The organism is Ruminococcus flavefaciens ATCC 19208, assembly GCF_000518765.1.
Classification (GTDB): Bacteria; Bacillota; Clostridia; order Oscillospirales; family Ruminococcaceae; genus Ruminococcus; species Ruminococcus flavefaciens.
The window spans coordinates 186,590-204,292 of sequence record NZ_KI912489.1 but is presented as its reverse complement, the minus strand read 5'-3'; the positions used below and the strand labels follow the sequence as shown (position 1 = coordinate 204,292).

Below are 17,703 nucleotides of genomic sequence, written 5' to 3'. Positions count from 1 at the left end.
ACTCACTCCTTTAATTCCCTTGCAACTTGACTTTTAGAAATACCTGTGAGAATTTCTATTTCTCTAACAGTAAGCCCCTGACTATTTAAGGTTTTAACATCTAATTCTGAGTTATTAGTTATGTTTTGGTATATTCTTTTGAGATAATTATACTCTTCGCCTGGATTACTAAAGGCTATTGAGGTTTTAATGACATTCTTCAATTCTCCTGGCATCAACAATGGATTCATCAAAGAAATAATCTTTTTAAATAAACGGATATTCCTTCCCGCAAATCTGAATTTATTAAGGTAATCATTTAGCAATATTTCCGCAATATCAACTAAATCTTCTTTTGTGTATCTATCAAAACTTATTATAGAATCAAAACGTCTGGTCAACGCTCTGTCGAAATGCCCATAAAGGTTTGTGGTTGCAATTATTACTATACGTTCATCAAGATTATCTAAGCCTTTCAATATTGCTGAAGTAGCTCTTCCCATTTCTCTTAAATCATTAGAATTAGTCCGATCTAATGCTATTGAATCAATCTCATCAAAAAGAATAATAACCGCATCTGGATTAGAGAAGTTATTAATCTCACTAAACAGTTCAGAAATGTTCTTTTGCGTTTGGCCAAGTTTGCTATCGACAATTAATGAAAAATCAACCATATATAATTCTCGTTCAAGTATTCTTGCAATCTGCTTTACTGTTTCTGTCTTTCCTGTTCCCGGCATCCCTTCAAACAGGAACTTATTAACGCCAACTCGATGATTAATGGCGTTAATAATTCCAATTACATCTTGTTGAATCTGCTCTGGAAGAGGAAGAGGCTCATTATTTATAGCTACTTTCTCTAAAAATCCTGTTTCCATTTCGTTCATTTGCGGAACAAAAGTATTTGCATTTGATAGAAGTGCCATAATATATTCTGCTAATTGATAGTCTCCACTTGCATCAAAATCTTTAGCGATTTCATACGCCTCATTTCTAAAACCAACATCATTTTTATCAGAATAATACTTTATGAGGTTCAATATATTCTTCTTCTTCATAACAACAACCTCCAATTCAATTATATTATATATCACCTTGGGACAAATGTCAATAGTTTTGGGACAAAAATTATCAGGCATATGATTTTATCCTAATCAGTCAAACAACAAAGAACCGCTTAGGAGTAATCCTAAGCGGTTCTTTGGAGCTAGTGACCCGGCTCGAACGGGCGACCTGCGCATTACGAATGCGCTGCACTACCAACTGTGCTACACTAGCATTATTAAATTTTTAAATTTGTAAGGCGCTGCACGGTTGTCGCTTTATAATCAGTCCGAGACCTGCGCATTACGAATGCGCTGCACTACCAACTGTGCTACACTAGCATATTAAATTTTTAAATTTGTAAGGTGCTGCACGGCTGTCGCTTTATATTCAGTCCGAGACCTGCGCATTACGAATGCGCTGCACTACCAACTGTGCTACACTAGCATATTAAATTTTTGAATTTTGTAAGGTGCTGCACGGCTGTCGCTTTATTTTCAGTCCGAGACCTGCTCATTACGAATGAGCTGCACTACCAACTGTGCTACACAAGCATATTCTATTATTTTTTATGCAGGTCTGTGCGACCTGCTCATTGTCGGTCAGAAATAAGTCGTACTGCTCGCATACACTCGCATTTCTCCATATTTCTTCCCTTCACAAACTCCCTTCATCTGCCACAGGCAGCGGTCGTTTGTTCAGCAAATGAGCTGCACTACCAACTGTGCTACACAAGCATATCAAATTTGACAACAATATAATTATATAATATCATTGAAAAAAAGTCAAGAGCAACGCAAATAAAAATCTGAATATGTGGGAGCAGTCCACTGAACTCCCCAAAATATCCGATAAAAATACAGAAATCAGGCATCTCCGAACATAACACGGAGATGCCTGATACAATAAACATATTTATACTGTCTTTAAGTTGCTGATTCAAGGTACTTATTATTACTGTCCCATTTGTAAAGTCCTGCGTTTACCAGAAGCTGAAGATTATCCTCATCTATAAGCTGAGGTGCAAGAATATATGACTGTACGTACTTAACATTGTTGTTGTAAGCATCGGAATCATATTTTACATCTACGGGAAGAGTCTTAACAAAATCAGCAGCAGGTATTCCTCCGTCGAGCAGAGTCTTACATACCTCATAAGCAACACCTGCTTCGTCTTTAACATTCTTGAAAACAGTCATTGCCTGTGTACCGTCAACGATCGCTTTAAGATTAGCAACATCGCCGTCCTGACCAACTATAACAGGAGCCTTGCCGTTATATCCCGACTCAAGAGCCTGGATCACGCCGAGAGCAGTTGAATCGTTAGCGCATATTACAGCATCGAGCTGTTCGCCGTCTGAATAATAATCTTTAATGATAGTTTTCATATGCTTTTCAGCATTTTCCGTACTCCAGCCAGGAGTTGTGACCATTTCAAACTTCTTTTTGCCTGAAAGAATATTCAGCTTGCCGCTTTCAATATAGTCTTCAAGAGCCTCATATTCGCCCTTAAAGAATACTTTTGCGTTATTGTCATTAGCATCGCCTGCTATAAATTCGATATTATAAGGACCGTCTGTCGTATCAAGAGAAAGTGCGTCCCTTACATACTCACCCTGCATCTTGCCAACGCTCTCATTATCGAATGTAATATAATAGGTAACAGCATTTGTATCCATTATAAGACGATCATAGGCGATAACAGGAATATTCTTTTCCTTAGCCGCATCAAGAGTCTTTGAGAGTCTGCTGCCGTCAACAGCCGCAACAAGAAGAAGATCAACGCCATTGTCTATCATGCCTATAATGTCATTATTCTGCTTTGTAGCATCGCCGCTTGAGAAAGTGAGTTCGACCTTATAGCCTGCCGACTCAAACTTCTGTTTAAGGTATTCACCGTCACTGTTCCAACGGTCAAGGTTCTGATTAGGCATAGCAATGCCTATGGTTTTTCCTGCATTGCTTGAATTATTTTCTGACTCCTTGCTTTCATTTTTAGAGTTTCCGCAGGATACAAGAGTGCCTAACATTGCAGCAGAGAGGATAGCTGCCATTGCTTTTTTCATAATATTACCCCCTTGGAATTTTAATATCCTTTTTACTTATTTGCATAATAAGCCAATTATTATTTACATTTTAATTGTACACATATCGTCCGGCGATGTCAAGATGTTTGCGGATTATTCGGCGGATTGTATAAGATAGATTTGCAAAATACAGCAAATTTATATACTAATTTAACTTATTTTGAACAATAATAAATTTATGACATTCCGACAAAAGACATTTATATTGATTTCGTTTTTTTGTTATGATATAATTAATGTGTACTCTTTAACCGCCGTCAGGCGGTTATTGCCCTGAACTCTGTTCAGGGAGCGCAAATTCTTTAAAAAACAGTGAATTTGAGCATACGTTGATTATAAAAACTCTCAAAAAAGCTAAGGAGCGAGATCTGTGATACTATTAACAGCTCAGAACATATCAAAAACATACATGGAAAGAAAGGTGCTCGATGACATCTCATTCTTCCTTAACGAAGGGGATAAAGTGGGCATTATCGGCATAAACGGTACGGGCAAATCCACCCTGCTGAAGATACTTGCAGGTGCAGAGGAAGCCGACAGCGGCGAAGTCATCAGGACTAACGGCATAAGACTTTCCTATCTTCCTCAGATACCCCAGTTCGATGATCACGGAAGCATACTACAGCAGGTACTTTCGCATCTTCCCGATGATCTGCGCTCCTCAAAGGAATACGAGGCAAGATCAATACTTGACAAGATGGGACTTTCCGACTGCGAAAGGGATATCAGCACACTTTCGGGCGGCGAAAAACGCCGTGCAGGCATTGCAGCCGCTCTCATTCAGCCCAGCGATGTACTGCTTCTTGACGAGCCTACCAACCATATCGACAACGAGACAGCACAGATGCTTGAGGACCTGCTGATGAAATACCGCGGAGCTATCGTAATGGTAACCCATGACAGATACTTCCTTAATAAGATATGCCGCAGCATAGCTGAAATAGACCGCGGAAAGCTCTATACCTGCAGCGGCAGCTACAGCGAATATCTTCTTGTAAAGGCTCAGCGTGAAGCCGATGCGGAGGCTGCCGAGCGCAAAAACAAGTCCCTGTACAGGCGTGAGCTTGAATGGATAAACCGCGGTGCAAGAGCAAGAGGTACAAAATCAAAGGATCGTATCGAACGCTTTGAGGCTCTGAAAAACAGAGAGATACCCGTGGAGGCTGAAAAGCTGAAATTACAGTCCGTGTCCTCACGACTGGGCAAAAAGACCATCGAAATAGAGAATATCAGCAAATCCATAGACGGCAAACCGCTTATTACGGACTTTTCGTACATCATCTCCCGTGATGCAAGAATAGGCATAGTGGGTCACAACGGCGCAGGAAAGAGTACATTCCTGAAAATGCTCACAGGAGAGACTGCTCCCGACAAGGGAAGCATAGTTCTGGGAGATACCGTAAATATCGGCTATTTCTCGCAGGAATGCGAGTCTATGGACGAGAGTATGCGCGTTATCGAATACATACGTGAGACCGCCGACATAGTACAGACTCCCGACGGTACCGTTACAGCTGCGCAAATGCTTGAACGCTTCCTCTTTACCCCCGAGCTCCAATGGAACAGGATAGAAAAGCTCTCGGGCGGAGAAAGAAAAAGGCTGTATCTGCTAAAAATACTTATGACCGCGCCGAATATCCTGCTCCTTGACGAGCCAACCAATGACCTTGATATAACGACCCTCACCATACTTGAGGATTACCTTGAAAGCTTCAGCGGTGCCGTTATCGCGGTATCCCACGACAGATATTTCCTCGACAAAATGGCAAATGAGATACTTGAATTCAAGGACGGTCAGTGTACTCGATATAACGGCAATTACAGCGACTACGCCGAAAAGGCTCTGCAAAACAATACAGTCACCGACTCTAAGCCGAAGAAAAAAGGCGAAAAGAAAGAGCGCACATTCATCGGCAAGACAAAGCTCCGTTTTTCATTCAAGGAGCAGCGTGAGTACGAGACTATCGACGACGATATCGCAAAGCTGGAACATGCTATTGCTGATACAGAAAAGGAAATTGCAAAGAATTCCTCGGATTACGTCCGCTTGCAGGAGCTTTCGGACGAAAAGGACAGACTCGAAACAGAGCTTTCCGAGAAAATGGACCGATGGGTGTACCTTAACGACCTTGCCGAAAGAATAGAAAAAGGGGAAATGGTTTAAGCGTAATTTGTGTATTTCTGAAAAATTAAGGGGGGATATGATGAGTAAGCTCAATGAATTCATAAGATATGATGACGGAAGCACATATTATGGAGAAACAGAAAAAGGAATACCATTCGGATATGGAACTATGAATTTTTCAAACGGTTCAAAATACTATGGCAACTGGAAAAATGGGAAATATAATGGTCATGGGGTTCTGAGGGATTATAACGGAAGTACTTATGACGGCGAATGGGAAAACGGTAAACGAAATGGACAAGGCGTTTTTACTACGTCCGACAATTCTAAAATTGACGGAGAATGGAAAGATGACCAATTAAATGGTTATGCAGTTCTGATCGCATCAAATGGAAACAGATATAAAGGTATGTGGAAAGACAATAAGGAAAATGGTTATGGAATACTGACGACATCAAACGGAACGCGATATGAAGGTGAATGGAAAGATGGCGAGTATAACGGCTATGGCGTTTTATCGGCTCCAAACGGATTAAGATATGAGGGTGGATTCAAAGGTATAAAATTTCATGGTCATGGCATTCTCATAACATCTGACAGAAGAAAATATGATGGTGAATGGAAAAATAATAAGAAAGATGGTATAGGAACTATTATAGAACCCGATGGTACGATCTATGAAGGAGAATGGAAAAATGACAAGAAAGACGGCTGCGGAATAGTCACATTCTCAAATGGAGAAAAATACAAGTCATACTGGGTCGAAGACAGACTTGTCGATGCTGTCCTGATAAGTAAGCCTGTCAATGCCGCCCCTCCGCAGAGTGCCGCACCGACTGCTTCTTCTCCCCGAACGAATGTAGGTTATGATCCTGAATTACTGGTGATAATCAAGGATATTACTATGAGATACGGCTGTGAATGTTTTATGAAAGGCGGAATAGCTGTTAATCTCCTTTCTGATCTTTTACCCGGAAGCAAACATTTCAAGCAGCGCAGACGAATAAAAGCTGCCATAGAGTCGGGAGCTTGCGATTTTTTGATACAAAGCACTCAGAACTGTGATTTAAGAATCAAAAATGCCATAGTACTTTTGATAGAGCACAGCGATATGTCAGATGAGATCGCTGCCGAGATAATCAACACTCTTGCACAGGCTTTGATGTGATGCAGTAGTTTTACATTTTGGGCGGAATACTTCTGCGTAAATTTTCTGTTATTTTTGAAAAAGGGTGAGATTTTTTCCGTTTTCAAACGACTAATATATAGAAACGTTTATTTTAGGGGGGAAGTTTTTATGTATTTCAAGACTATAGCAAGATCTATCATATCTTTCATTACATCCGCAGTTTGTCTCAGTACGGGAGCTATGTCCGCTTTTGCCGCATGGGAGCTGTCTTTTTCCCGTGATATTGACGTAATAGGTATAAACGAAAGCATAACCGCCGCCGATGAGGAAAAGGAACTGAAATACGAAGAAACTCCCATACACAGCCTTATTGTTTCAGATCTGTCACCTCAAATCGAGTCGGATATCGACCATGCAGAATGGTCATTCAGTGAGTGGGAGAACTGCCATTATATCTTCCTGCCTGCAACTGCTGACAGTAAAAAGCTGCATATAGACTATGTTTGCGATGAGGGAGAGGTATTCCTCAACGGCGAGAAGGTAATGTCCGGAGAGGATACGGATATACTTTCCAAAAGCGACGAATTCAAGGTGACAACAGCAAAGAGTACAGACTGCGGAATACTGAAAATATTGCAGTCCGACCGCGGAAGCATCTTCATGCAAAGTGAAGATACAAGCTTCGATGACCTTTACAACAACCGCTGGCTGACTGTCTCAGCACAGGCACTTATGCTCGATGCTGAGGGAAATACAGTATACGACGGCAATGTAGAAAAGGTGACCTCTCACGGCAATTCCTCATGGGATTACAGCAAGAAAAAACCATATAATATAAAGCTCCCGAAAAAAGCCGACCTGTTCGGAATGGGCAAGGCTAAAAAATGGGTACTCCTATCAAACTACCTTGACCACTCCATGCTCCGCAATAAGATCACTGAGGAGATGTGCAGAGCCGCAGGCATGGAATACACTATGGATTCCGTATTCATTGACCTTTACGCAGACGGAGCTTACTGCGGAACATATCAGCTCTGCGAAAAGGTACAGATACAGAAAAACCGCGTAAATATCACCGATCTTGAAGAAGAGACCGAAAAACTTAACGAAAACGACCTGAAAAACTATATCCGTAAGGTCGCGGGCGCAGATACGGCTCTTGACTATATGGAAAACAGCTATAAATACTTCGATATTCCCAACGATCCCGAGGATATCACAGGCGGCTATCTTTTGCAGCTTATACAGTGGAACAGATACGGCGTAAAAGCAGACAGCGGCTTTGTTACCTCACGGGGACAGGCTGTGTCCATTGAAGGACCTGAGTACGCCTCAAAGGCGCAGGTGGAGTATATCCGCGGCTTCGTTCAGGACATTGAGGACGCAATATACTCCGATACGGGCTATAACAGCAAGGGAAAGCACTACACCGATTATATCGACCTTGATTCCCTTGTAAGGGCTTATCTTGTGCAGGAAATATCCGTGAATATAGACGCTACCTTCAACAGCTTCTACTTCTGGAAGGACTCCGACCTTAAAGGCGACGGCAAGCTTCATTTTTCACCTGCATGGGATTTCGACCTCAGCTATAACAACTTCAATACTTCAAGGACAAATTCCGACGGAAATACAGGCTGGTCATCATCATTCAGCAACCTCTTTGCCGCATATTTTCCCATACACGGTTCATCGCTCACAACTCCCGACAGCGGCAGACCTGCCGAGGGCTTGAGCTGGATAGGCAGGCTCTTCAAAAACAATGATTTCCATTACAGAGTTGCAGATATCTATTTCAAGGACTTCGAGCCCTTCCTGAAAAAGCTTACAGGCGGCGACTCACCTTACCTTACGGAAATGGCAAATGAGCTCAGCAAGTCCGCAGAAATGAATAATATGCTCTGGCACACCTACGGTGGCGCGAAATACTGCGTATTCGGTTCATCAAGCGGTGAAACTTACCTCGAGTCTGTGGATATAGTCCGCAAATTCATAGAAAAGCGCACAAACTGGCTCAGCTCTCTCTGGAAGAACGACAGGTCGAAAATGGGAGATATAAACTACGACTCGGAGATAAATGTGGCAGACCTTCTTATGCTGCAAAAATGGCTGCACGGAAGCGGAAAAACAGTATATCTTGAAAATGCCGACGAAAACGGCGACGGCGTAATAGATGTGTTCGACCTGTGTCGTTTAAGAACGGAAATACTGGAAATACAGAAGGATAAATAACAGCTTTTGCTTGACAGAAAGCCCGTGAGCGTGATATACTTACTTATACTGCTATTTACTACTAAGAAATGAGGAATGTCAATGCTCAACCAGCTTCTCGGCAAGCTCGAACGGAAATTCGGAAAGTTCGCCATACAAAACCTGATGCTGTATATCATAATCGGAATGGGTGTATTTTACATAGCCGATATGATACTCTCAACCAACCCCGATAACAATATTTTCCTGCTGGATATGATATACTTCGACCGCGCAAAGATACTTGCAGGCGAGGTCTGGCGAGTCCTTTCATTCCTGCTGATGCCTCCCGATTATCGGCTGATACTCATGGTATTCATTCTGTATTTCTACTGGCTCATGGGTACCCAGCTTGAAGCCAAATGGGGAAGCTTCAAATTCAACGTCTATTACTTCACGGGAGTCATAGGCTGTATAATAGCAGGCTTCATAACAGGCTTCTCAACAAACGCCTACCTCAATCTCAGCGTATTCCTCGCATTCGCGGTGCTCTTCCCCGAAGAAGAGATATACGCATTCTTCGTACTTCCCGTAAAAGTAAAGTGGCTGGGTCTCATAGACGCTGCCCTGCTTGTTTACAAGTTTATCAACGGCGGCTATTACGTCCGCATATTCATCGTACTTTCAATAGCGAATTTCTTCCTGTTCTTCGGCAAGGACTTCGTACAGCTCATGTACTATACAGGCAGACGCTATTATCACAAATTAAAAAAATAACATAAAGCACCAAAGCTCTCTTGAAAAATCAAGGGGGCTTTTCTTCATATTTTTTACAAAGTTAAATTAACATACCACCATTTCTTTTATTTAAGCTGCACAAATAAAATTATGACTTTTTTTATTCTCTTTTTGCAAAATAAGCACTCTAATTGTGGATATTACGTAGAATTTCAGCTATTTTCATTGACACTTTTAGTGCTCCGTGATAGAATTTAATAAAAAGATAAAGATGCACAAATATTATTGTGCAAAATATAGAAGGAATTGTATAAAAATACGCAAAAAAGGAGTTGGGATTGAATGAAACCAAAGAAAAACAAAAGGCTCGTATCCGTCCTTGTTTCAGCCTGTATGGCGCTGCCGTTCCTCACCGACAGTCTGCCCGTACTATCGCCGAACATCGCTGCTGTCAAAGCAGAAGCCGCCTACGGTCACGACGATGATCTTGTGCTTCGCTACAACAGCATGGCAGGGTATGTCAACACCGACAATGCATTCAACAACGACGAATCATTCTACAAGGCTCTCCCTCTCGGAAACGGCCGTATCGGTGCAATGGCTTACGGAAATTACCCCGACGAGCTGTTCGACCTGAATGAATGCACTGTCTGGAGCTCGGGCCCCGGCAATAACAACAAGGAAGGCGCAGCATCGCATCTTTCAGAGGTGCAGAACCTTATCAAAAGCGGAAAGTACAACGACGCCAATTCCATAGTTGCCCGTCAGATGATAGGCGGAGGTGAGGCTAAATACCAGAAGGTAGGCGCACTGAAGCTCAGCTTCGGACACGATAAGGTGTCGGAATATTCCCGTGAGTTGGATATGAATGACGCAGTTGCAAGATGCTCCTACACCTTCAATGGCAAGAGGTATACCCGTGAGACCTTCGTAAGCTATCCCGATCAGGTCATGGTAACTCGCATAACCTGCGACAGCAAGGGCTCTGTATCGTTTTCGGCAGGCTATGACGGTCTGCTCAACGGCACTGTAGCTACCGAAGGCAATGACACTATCGTTGCTAACGGTCACGCCGACGAGGATCTCTGGATAAGAGGTGCAGTTTATTACTCCACGCGGAGCAAGGTCATACCTGAGGGCGGAAGTATCAGCGCAGGCAATGGAAAAGTGTCCGTCTCGGGCGCGGATTCCGTAGTTATAATCACGTCTGTACGTACAAACTACGTAGACTACAAGACCTGCAACGGCGATGAAAAAGGCGATGCAAAAGCCGATATCGCAAAAGCTGAGTCAAAGGCCTATGATACCCTCTATCAGAACCACGTACAGGACTATCAGGAGCTTTTCAAGCGCGTTGATATAGAGCTGGGCGGCGATACCGAAAACGCCAAGAAGATGACCACTCCTCAGCGCATCTCCGACTTCGGACGCTCCAACGACCCGAAAATGGTCGAGACTCTCTTCCAGTACGGAAGGTATATGATGATAAGTGCGTCACGTGACGCACAGCCTATGAACCTACAGGGCATATGGAATAAATACTCCGCTCCTGCATGGGGCTGCAAATACACAACGAATATAAATTACGAAATGAATTACTGGCCTGCATTCACCACCAACCTTGCGGAATGCTTTGAACCATTTGCGGAAAAGGCGAAGGGACTGGCTGCTGCGGGAAATGAGACTGCAAGGGTGAATTACGGCATAACAGAGGGCTGGGTGCTCCACCATAACACCGACCTCTGGAACAGGACAGGTCCTATAGACGGTGCGTGGGGACAGTGGCCCACAGGCGGCGCATGGGTATCAAATATGCTCTATGACGCTTACCGCTTCACTCAGGACAAGGACTACCTCAGCGACATCTACCCTGTTATCAAGGGCAGTGCCCAGTTCCTCAACAAGCTTATGATACCTGCCACCATTAACGGTCAGGAGTATATGGTAATAAGCCCGAGTACATCGCCTGAGATAAATCTCCCTGCATATCCCGATGACAGCGTTGACCAGAGCCTTACTATGGACAACGGCATCGCCCGTGAGCTTTTCAAGGACGTTGCAGAAGCCTCAGAGATACTTGGCTGCGATTCAGAGCTGAGAGAACAGCTCAACTCAAAGCTCACCCTTATCAGACCCGAAACTATCGGCAAATGGGGACAGATACAGGAATGGGCACAGGATTGGGATAATCAGAACGAAAAGCACCGTCATATCTCCCATATGTACGCACTTTATCCCGGATTTGAGATAACTCCCGAGGATAATCCAACTACTGCAAAGGGTGCTTCCACATCACTCAATGCGCGAGGCGACGACGGTACAGGCTGGTCGGAAGCATGGAAGCTCAACTGCTGGGCAAGACTTGAGGACGGTGCTCATGCATACAACCTTATAAAGCTCCTTATCACTCCCGTAAACAACTACGGCAGACTTTACGATAACCTCTGGGACGCACACCCGCCTTTCCAGATAGACGGCAATTTCGGCTTTACATCGGGCGTTGCGGAGATGCTCCTGCAAAGTCAGAATGACGTTATAACACTTCTCCCTGCTCTTCCCAAGCAGTGGTCAACAGGTCACGCAAACGGACTCTGCGCGCGCGGAAACTTTGAAGTAACAGAGATGAACTGGAAGAACGGCAGACTTGAAAATGCGACTATACTCTCAAAATCAGGCGGCGTTTGTACCGTAAGATACAGCGGCGCGATGATAAGCTTTGAAACAGAGGCAGGCAAGGAGTACAGCCTTAACGGTGAATTGCAGTTTGACGGCGAAGAGCTGCAAAACCTTGCTCTCGGCAAAAAGGTGACAGCTTCGGGCAGCGATAACGGAGAGACTCCCGAAATGGCAGTTGACGGTGATGCTTCCACAAAGTGGTATCACGCTGACGGCATCGGCGGCGAATGGATACAGGTAGACCTTGAAGAGGAATGCAATATTCAGCGCTGGAGCGCGAAATTCGCAGGTCTCAACGAAAAAAGCACCTTCGACCCGCGAGATTTCGTACTGAAAGCAAGCTCAGACGGCGAGAGCTGGACTGATATCACCGAGGTATTCGGCAATACAAAGAGCTCCTGCGGCAGAAATCTCAGCGGAATCAATGCAAGATACGTGCGGCTGGAAATGCGCACCTCAACTCAGGACAACAGCGGCGGCGCAAGAGTTTATGAGCTTGAGATATGGGGCAATAACGGCAAACCGCCTGTCCCGAAAACTGCGTATAAGAACTACGGCTGCAGCAGCTATAACTTCATGCGCGGCGAGATACGCAAGGACGACAGCGGAAATACCGCTATAGGATATATCACCGACGGCTCTTATATAGTCTTCCGCAAGCTTGATTTTGAAAGCGGAGCAGAGGGCTTCAAGGTACGTGCGGCAAGTGCAACAGACGGCGGCACTATCGAGATACGCTTAGGCTCTGCCGACGGCGATATCATAGGAAAATGCGATGTTCCCACCACAGACGGATGGGACGAATACATTGACCTTGAATGTGCAACATCTCAGTGTACGGGCGAGCATGACGTTTATCTCGTATTCCGCGGCGGCGACGGATATCTTTTCAATGTGAATAATTTCAGTTTTTACGGTCTTTCAGGGGATGTAAACGGCGATAGGGAAGTGGACATATTCGATGTCCTCCGTTTCAGAAAGGCACTTATCAAACAGACAGAGCTCAGCGGTCTCGGACTGTCCAACTCTGATCTGAACAGCGACAGCGAATCAAATGTAGCAGACTTGCTGCTATTACAGAAATTCATGTTGGGAAAGGGTTGAATATATGATCAGGGGCGCACAATTGTGCGCCCCTAAAGCGCAGAGCCTGCGCACCCTTGCTCGTTCGTATCTAATCAAAAAGGTAGTTGTTTCTCGACACGGGGAGTATCATCGTAAACGACATCAATTATGAATTAAAAAAGCCGCTTCTGACATGGTTATCGGAAGCGGCTCTTATTTTATTTATCAGTCTGCCAGTATCTTCTTGCGGAATTCTATCACATCAAATACATCAGCATTTCCGTCACCGTTAAGGTCAGCGGACTTATACTGCTTTTCATTGAATGTATAGGTACCGTGGATATATCTGTTCATAAGAACGAGATCGCCGACGTTGAACTGTCCGTCGCCGTTGAGGTCGCCGTCCTTGTATATTGCCGTATTGTCCAGTGCCTCAAACTTGATGCCGTACATCTGAGCATAAGCCTCAGCAGTAGAGCCCTTGTAGCCGTGGATAACGGTGTCGCCCAGCTTCTCGCCGTCGCCTGCTTTAAGCTCATACGCGTATGTTCTTGCATTCAGGCTCTTTATGTCGGGAACCAATTCATCAAACTTTTTTATTACTCTGTTATCCGTGTCGATATACTTTGCAGGGATAGTCTGATCGCCTGCGCAAATCTCGCACTCGGGGTCGTAGATGTATATATCCTTCAGGTATCTGGCGTTCTTGAATGCATCATAGTCGATAACGTGAGAATAAACGTCAGCTCTTGTGATACTGTTATAAAGACCAAGAACTTCCCAGCCCATCTTTGTAACGCTCTTGGGAATGACCAGCGAATCCTTAGCGCATACTCTCGCCATTCCGGTGATGCCCTCTTTTGGGACTATCATATTCGGTTTGTCATCAGCTTCTGCCTCTACTAACCAGTTGTCGAGATACCCAAGACCGCCCTCATAATTGACAGCAGGAACATCATAAAAAGCATACAGACCGATACCCTTTACACTTTCGGGTATCTTTATATCTTCAAGAGAAATGCAGTAATTGAATGCACGATCACCGATAAAATCCAGATTCTCAGGGAGATTTATGCTCTTCAGCTTTGTTGCATCTAAAAAAGCACCGTATTTTATCTCCTCAAGGCTGTCAGGCAGCTCAATGCTCTCAACGTTTCTAAGGTTAAGCATAGCAAAGTCCTCAATGCTCTTTACTCCGTCAGGAACGACTATCTTCTTTCCTTCGTATCTTGACGGCACTTTTATGAGCTTTGTCATGTCTTTACTGTAGATGATTCCGTCAACTGATGTGAGATAAGGATTATCCTTGTCTATATCGTAAGAGCAGTTATAGCTGGTAGCCACGTCCACAGAATAAAGAATGGTGCTTACAGTTTTCGGGAGATGAATTATATCTGCGTCGCCGCCTCCCAGACGGTATGCTGTTACAGGAACACCATTTATCTCCTCAGCTATAGTTATTTCCTTTTTGCGATTAGAACCGTCGGGGTGATATCCGTCCCTGAGCGATGCAATAGCATAGCTGTTGCCGTATACTCTGTATTCAATATCACTGTTTTCGTGATCGGTAACACTCTCAGGTCCTACAACAGTGCTTGCAGGCTCAAAAGTATCAAATACCCTTCTGTATTTGAGAGCATACTCCTCTGCAGTAGAGCGTTCAAATCCGCGGATAATGGTATCATACTTTGCAGGATTGCCTATCTTTATAGGTGATTTGTATACCTTTTCTACAGGCTGTGCAACTGCAACACCTGAGTTGTCCTCAGTATTCTGAGAAAGTTTTTCCCTATATTTCTCCATGTATGCTTCAACTTTTTCTTTGAATTTTGAATCAGTGCTCGAAGTGTTGACAGAATGAGTTATGGTAGTTATTTCACCTGCATCATCATCTTCTTCATCAATTTCGGTAAGTGAAGTATTTATAACTTTTGCAATTGAGTTAGCACCGCTGCTTGAAGAAGCAGTAACCCGAGTATGTCTGATAATATAGTCATTCTCTTCGGTGGTTTCTTCTTCCTCAGGAGCTTCCTTCGGCTCTCTCCAGTATGTAGGAAGCGATGATGCATCGTCCTCTATCTTACAGTTGCGGTCATATATCCATACTTCCTTTACACTAAGGCAGCCAAGTACTCTTGCAGGGATAGCAGGACAGTGGAACTCTACCAGTTCGACAGGTGTATACAGTCCGAAAACAAGGTAGCTTCCCAGATGTATAACAGAATCAGGTACTGTAACTACTCTCAGCTTATTTTTTGATACGAAGAGTCCTTCCATAGTACCTACTGTGCCCATACGTATATCAGCACGTTCTATATCATTATCAGCTCCTACAGCCCACTTGTCAACGTAGTGTATGCCGCCCTCGTTTTCGATAGCTCCCGAATCCTTGAAAGCGTCATTGTACATATAATCAACAGAGCCGGGTATCCTTACGCCTTTCAGAGCCTTTGTGCCTGCGAAAGTGTACGTGTTTATAGCTTTTACACCGTCAGGTATATTTATGGAGGTGAGAGATGTACAGCCTACGAAAGCTCCTTCACCTATTTCTCCTACGTTATTGCTTACCTCTATCTTTGTAAGCTTCTGGCAGCTTACAAAAGCGTATGGAGCTATATTCTCTGCTTCGTCGGCTATCTTTACCTCAGCGGCACTGTTTGAAGGCGGAAAAGCAACGACTGTTTTCATGTCCTTGCTGTAAAGTACGCCGTCAACAACTGTAAACGACTCGTTATCCTCGGTAACAGCTATTTCTTCCATGCTGAATTCTGCAATATCACCCCAGTTTATAACGCTGACATTTTTTGTAAGAGTCAGCTTTTTGATGTTTTTGCAGTTTCTGAAAGCACCCCATTCTATACCTACAACAGGAACGTCATTTATTGTTTCGGGAACTGTGAATTCTTCGATGTTTTCATCATTGACGTAATGAACAGCCGCATATCCTTTGAAGATACTATAGCTTACACCGTCCTTTTCTACAGTTGACGAAACGCCGCTGAAATCATACTCTGCGGCGATCTCAGTTTCTGAAACTACCTCAGCAGATGCGCTGAACGGTACAGCTGCCACAGAACTTGTTATAACAGTAAGTGCGGCAAGAAGTGAAATAAATCCCTTGATTTTCATATTATTTTTACCTCCTATATCATTATATCATAATATCATACGATATATATATAATATTATATCAACAGTTTTTCCATATGTCAACAATTTTCAGTCTGAAACGACTTGACTTTTTATCGCTATTTGATATATAATTAATCTGATAACAGAAAGAACATAATTTAGTAATTTTATCGCAACAAGATTCGCAAGCATCACTTTGAAAAGGAGTATAGGGATATTAAGAATGGATAGGATACTCGATGCTATAATGGAAAAGCTCCTTAGCAGCGGATATGCAAAAGAAGAAGATGCAGAAATTGTTCGATACGGACTTGAACTCACCATAATGACGACACTCACTACCGCTTTTATGATAATTACGGCGATCCTGATGAAAAGCTTTATTGCCGTGATAGTATTTCTGGCATTGTATATGCCGATGAGGAATTGCTGCGGGGGGTATCACTCAGCCTCAAGGTTAGGCTGCTTTATGATATCCGTAGTAATGCTTGCCGCAGTTATAGCTGCGTCAAAGCTCATACATGACCCTGAAAGGCTGTATGTTTCGGCGGCATTTTTATTTTCTGGAATAGTGGTGATCCTTTTTGCTGCACCGACAGAAACGCCGACCAAGCCCTTTGATGATACCGAACGCAGGGTATTCCGCAGACGGTCACTGATGATCACTGCTTTAGGAACAGCACTTGCCGTTATCTCAGCTGTGTTCAGGCTGTACATACTTACGCTTTCGTTATCATTGGCAGTATTCGTTACCGCCTTCCTGCTTGTTGCAGGTCGTATAAGTAACAGAAAAGGAGTGGAAAAATGATTAATATTGCTATCTGTGACGATGACAATGACATGATACAGGCTTTGAAATCCGCTATTTCGAGCTACAGCAAAACTCATGCCATCGAATTTGAGGTACACAGCTTCCAGAGCGGTGAAAAGCTGCTCGACTGCAAACTGGATTTTGATCTTATATTCCTCGATATTGAAATGGGCGGCATGGACGGTCTGAAAACAGCTCAGCTCTACAGACAGATAGACAGACGCGCAAGAATAGTCTATGTCACAAATCACTCGGAATTAGCTCTGCAAAGCTATGCCGTACACCCATTCGATTTCGTTGTAAAGCCCTTTGAAAGCAGCCGTATTTTCAGCGTTCTTGGTGAGCTTACAAAGTATCTGTCGGAAAATTCCGCAAAGGATACCGTGATACAGCTGAAGGGCGAGGACGGTCCTCTTCTGCTTAACCTTAAAAATATCTATGTATTTGAATATACAGGCAACCGCAGGATAACTGTATACACAGAATCCGAAAAATACCAGATAAAAGGCAGCCTTTCCGATGTTTTCAGTATTATCAACTCTGAAAGCTTCGTTTCACCCCATAAAAGCTTTATAGTTAATATGGAACACATAGACAAGCTCAACAACTTTACATTATATACTACCAACGGTATCGAAGTTCCCGTGGCGCAGAAAAAGCTCAAGGAATTTCACAATGAATTCAGCCGTTTCATTAAAAACTATATAAGGCAGGGGTGATACAGATC

10 protein-coding genes and 1 tRNA gene are annotated in these 17,703 nt (G+C 43.6%); 7 read left to right on the top strand and 4 right to left on the bottom strand.

Going from position 1 to position 17,703, the window contains the following annotated elements:
- Positions 1-2 precede the first annotated feature (2 nt).
- From L870_RS0107655 to L870_RS0107645, 3 genes are all read right to left on the bottom strand, one after another.
- Entirely contained in the window at positions 3-1,037 is a 1,035-nt protein-coding gene (locus L870_RS0107655) for an ATP-binding protein (protein ID WP_028517649.1), read from the bottom strand.
- A gap of 144 nt (positions 1,038-1,181) precedes the next feature.
- Positions 1,182-1,257 (bottom strand) — tRNA-Thr (locus tag L870_RS0107650).
- 692 nt (positions 1,258-1,949) lie between these two features.
- Positions 1,950-3,089, bottom strand: a complete 1,140-nt coding sequence (locus L870_RS0107645) for a substrate-binding domain-containing protein (RefSeq protein WP_028517648.1) — start codon at positions 3,087-3,089, stop codon at positions 1,950-1,952.
- A 391-nt stretch (positions 3,090-3,480) separates the two neighbouring features.
- Between L870_RS0107645 and abc-f the strand changes: the two genes are divergently transcribed.
- The 5 genes from abc-f to L870_RS0107620 all read left to right on the top strand — a co-directional run bounded on the left by abc-f (position 3,481) and on the right by L870_RS0107620 (position 13,072).
- Positions 3,481-5,274 carry a ribosomal protection-like ABC-F family protein gene (abc-f, locus tag L870_RS0107640; protein WP_028517647.1) on the top strand — a complete coding sequence of 598 codons (1,794 nt, stop codon included), beginning with the start codon at positions 3,481-3,483 and terminating at the stop codon, positions 5,272-5,274.
- Positions 5,275-5,314: 40 nt separating this feature from the next.
- On the top strand, positions 5,315-6,403 hold the full coding sequence (locus L870_RS18490) for an MORN repeat-containing protein (RefSeq protein ID WP_051411463.1): 1,089 nt from the start codon (positions 5,315-5,317) through the stop codon (positions 6,401-6,403).
- Positions 6,404-6,532: 129 nt separating this feature from the next.
- The gene (locus L870_RS0107630) at positions 6,533-8,596 is read left to right on the top strand and encodes a CotH kinase family protein (RefSeq protein ID WP_028517646.1); all 2,064 of its coding nucleotides are present in this window, start codon (positions 6,533-6,535) and stop codon (positions 8,594-8,596) included.
- Between the two features lie 81 nt (positions 8,597-8,677).
- Positions 8,678-9,331: a hypothetical protein gene (locus L870_RS0107625; protein ID WP_028517645.1), complete on the top strand. Its 654-nt coding sequence runs from the start codon at positions 8,678-8,680 to the stop codon at positions 9,329-9,331.
- A gap of 303 nt (positions 9,332-9,634) precedes the next feature.
- Entirely contained in the window at positions 9,635-13,072 is a 3,438-nt protein-coding gene (locus L870_RS0107620; protein ID WP_028517644.1) for a glycosyl hydrolase family 95 catalytic domain-containing protein, read from the top strand.
- A 186-nt stretch (positions 13,073-13,258) separates the two neighbouring features.
- Here L870_RS0107620 and L870_RS0107615 read toward each other — a convergent pair whose 3' ends face one another.
- Positions 13,259-16,162, bottom strand: a complete 2,904-nt coding sequence (locus L870_RS0107615; RefSeq protein ID WP_028517643.1) for a leucine-rich repeat protein — start codon at positions 16,160-16,162, stop codon at positions 13,259-13,261.
- 226 nt (positions 16,163-16,388) lie between these two features.
- On the opposite strand from L870_RS0107615, the gene L870_RS0107610 reads away from it, so the two are divergent.
- Positions 16,389-16,973, top strand: coding sequence for an accessory gene regulator B family protein (locus L870_RS0107610; protein ID WP_028517642.1), 585 nt, complete (start codon positions 16,389-16,391; stop codon positions 16,971-16,973).
- The gene (locus L870_RS0107605) at positions 16,970-17,695 is read left to right on the top strand and encodes a LytR/AlgR family response regulator transcription factor (RefSeq protein WP_028517641.1); all 726 of its coding nucleotides are present in this window, start codon (positions 16,970-16,972) and stop codon (positions 17,693-17,695) included. Before L870_RS0107610 ends, L870_RS0107605 begins: the two co-directional genes overlap by 4 nt.
- Positions 17,696-17,703: the final 8 nt, after the last annotated feature.